Origin of the sequence: Thioalkalivibrio sp. (genome assembly GCF_041685615.1) — a bacterium.
Classification (GTDB): Bacteria; Pseudomonadota; Gammaproteobacteria; order Ectothiorhodospirales; family Ectothiorhodospiraceae; genus Thioalkalivibrio.
The window spans coordinates 1-2,556 of the sequence record NZ_JAWLFK010000108.1; the positions used below are offsets into that span (position 1 = coordinate 1).

Below are 2,556 nucleotides of genomic sequence, written 5' to 3' on the forward strand. Positions count from 1 at the left end.
CCCGAGTGGCCTTGGAGCGGCCGAGGAAGAACCCCAGCACCCCGAGGAGCAGCACCCCGGCAAAGAACGTCATCAGTATCTGGTCGGTCTGCATTTCAGCGCTTTCCGTATCGTTTCGTGCAACGCCACGGCGTCGCCGCGCAAGCCCGGGTGGATAGTCCAAAGCGGCCCATTATTGGGAACCAAGCTCCTGTTGCAAGCGTTCGGTAACCGAAACACCAAACGCTTGCGACAAGAGAAAGCCGGCGGGCGACCCACCGGCTTTCCCCATCCCTGGGGGGCATCCTTTCCCCATCATCCTCTCCCCCATCCCTGAGGAAGAGGTTCCTTCGCTTACTCGAGATCGGACTTCTTCAGCTTGGTGCGCTCGCCAACCCGATCCTGCCATTCCTCGAGTTCCGCCTGCGGCAAGGTGATCAGGCCGATGCCCTTGAGGTAGCCCAGATCGCTGATCATCTTGTCGCTCATGAACAGCTCGACGTAGTCGTCCATTGCCGGGACGTCGTCGGCATGGCTGTTCTTGATGTAGAACCACAGCGAACGGGAAACCGGGTAGTCACCCGAACTGATGGCTTCCGGCTCCGCATCCACACCGTCGATGCTCGAACCGATCAGCTTGTCGCTGTTCTCGTCGAGGAAGGAGTAGCCGAAGATGCCGAAGGCGTCGGTGTCTTTGTCGAGCCTTTGAACGATCAGGTTGTCGTTCTCGCCCGCATCGACGTAGGCACCGTCCTTGCGCAGGTTGGCATAGCCTTCGTTACCGTAGGCTTCCATCTCTTCGGTCACGGCCTCGAGAACCAGCTCCTCGAAAGCGTCACGAGTACCCGAGGTGGTCGGCGGGCCGTAGACACGGATCTCGCGGTCCGGCAGCGATGAATCGATATCGCTCCACTTCTTGTACGGGTTGTCGACCAGCTCACCGTCGACCGGCACCTGCTCAAGCAGCGCCATCGCGATCTGCTCACGGGTAAACGCGGCGCTGTCGTTCTTGTTGCTCTGGGCGAAGGCGATGCCGTCATAGCCAATCAGCGCTTCGGTGATGTCGGTGACGCCGTTTTCCTGGCAGCGCTCGAACTCGGAGGGCTTCATGCGGCGCGACGCGTTGGTGAAATCCGGCGTGTCCAGTTCCTTGCCTTCACAGAAGATCTTCATGCCACCGCCGGAACCAGTGGACTCGATGACCGGGGTCGGCCAATCGGTGGTCGAGCCCAGCTCTTCGGCGACGTAGCTCGAGAACGGGAAGACAGTAGACGAACCGACGATGCGGATCTGGTCACGGGCATGGGCGGAGCCAACGGAGGCAGCCATGATGACGGCTAGGCCAATTGTGGATGCAGCAAACGGTTTCATCAGAGAATTCCTCTTTTCGGATTCAACACAACGCTAGTGCGAGATCGGATTCTGGCACTCGCGTGTGACAGGAAGATGAAACTGTGACAACCGGTCGGTGAGAGCGCAGTGGCCACCCTTCGCGTCAACCTGCTTGCAGACAGTGCGCCACGATCCACGCGTTTATCCGGGCGCACTGTCGGGGAGCAGAGGGCAGTTCATGACCCGTGCATTCTTCTCCATGAAATTGGTGCCCGTGGCAGTAACCCTCCCGCCGAAGCCCCGGTAGCGGGGCCGCGAAATCAACGAAATCCATCGGCGGGGAAACTCGATCATCCATGCCTCATCTCGAGATGACCCTGCATGACCCTGCCGGTGAAGATCTCCACTCCCTACATCCGAACCGCGCTGCTCTCCGTGTGCCACCGTGCAGGTAGTTGTGCTGCACCGGCATGTTTTCGTCTTCCAGCGTGGTCAGGGGTGCCCGGCGCATCCATCCCCCAGCCAGGTGCGCAGCGACCCCAAGTGAGCGCCATGCAACACCACGACCCCTGGCTGAAACAAGCCCAACGCTATCCTTAGCGGCCCTTCCGTGACCCGCCTCCACCCATTGGTAGGCGCCAAATGGTGGCACGCCAGCGCCCGGGAGTCGATCGCGTCACCGGGTCGTTCCAGGATCGCCTCGTAAGTCGCCCGCCGATTCGTTCTCCGATGTACCAAAAGGGCACGGGAAGTCTCTGGCTTTAACCATGGGAGGATTCGCGCCCAATTTACTTGTATCCTGACGTCATGCCTGCCACGCACACCGTGATCAGGCCCTTCAGCGTGCTGGGTGAAAGACCGCCACGCCAAGGTAGCTGGATCGGATGGCGGTCGAGACCGGCCAGCTCTGAAACCTCCCCAGCGAAATGGCCTATGAGGCACGACATGTACCGATACTGGACGTGGGCTGGATCCAGGGCATGGGGCGGTCTGACTCGACGTCCAGAACGTAACGGCGGGCATCGACACGCAGCGTGGCGGGATCATCGGCTCCGCCACGATCCAGGAAGTCATCGCTGTGCAGGCGAGGCCCCGGACCCAGTTCAAGTGGAGCCCGCTGCGCGGGCGCCTCTCCCGGGCAAGAAGCGCAACCTGGGATGGATTCCGTGCCAGTCCCGAGCGAGCGGGCTGGAAAGCTGGAAGGTCCGTTTCGCCCGTCAATGCTTCTCTGTATGGGACAGCTAC

1 protein-coding gene is annotated in these 2,556 nt (G+C 61.0%); it reads right to left on the minus strand.

Annotated elements, in window-relative coordinates; translation table 11 throughout:
- Nucleotides 1–333: 333 nt before the first annotated feature.
- Entirely contained in the window at nt 334–1,308 is a 975-nt protein-coding gene (locus ACESLR_RS11990; protein WP_373054654.1) for a PstS family phosphate ABC transporter substrate-binding protein, read from the minus strand.
- Nucleotides 1,309–2,556: the final 1,248 nt, after the last annotated feature.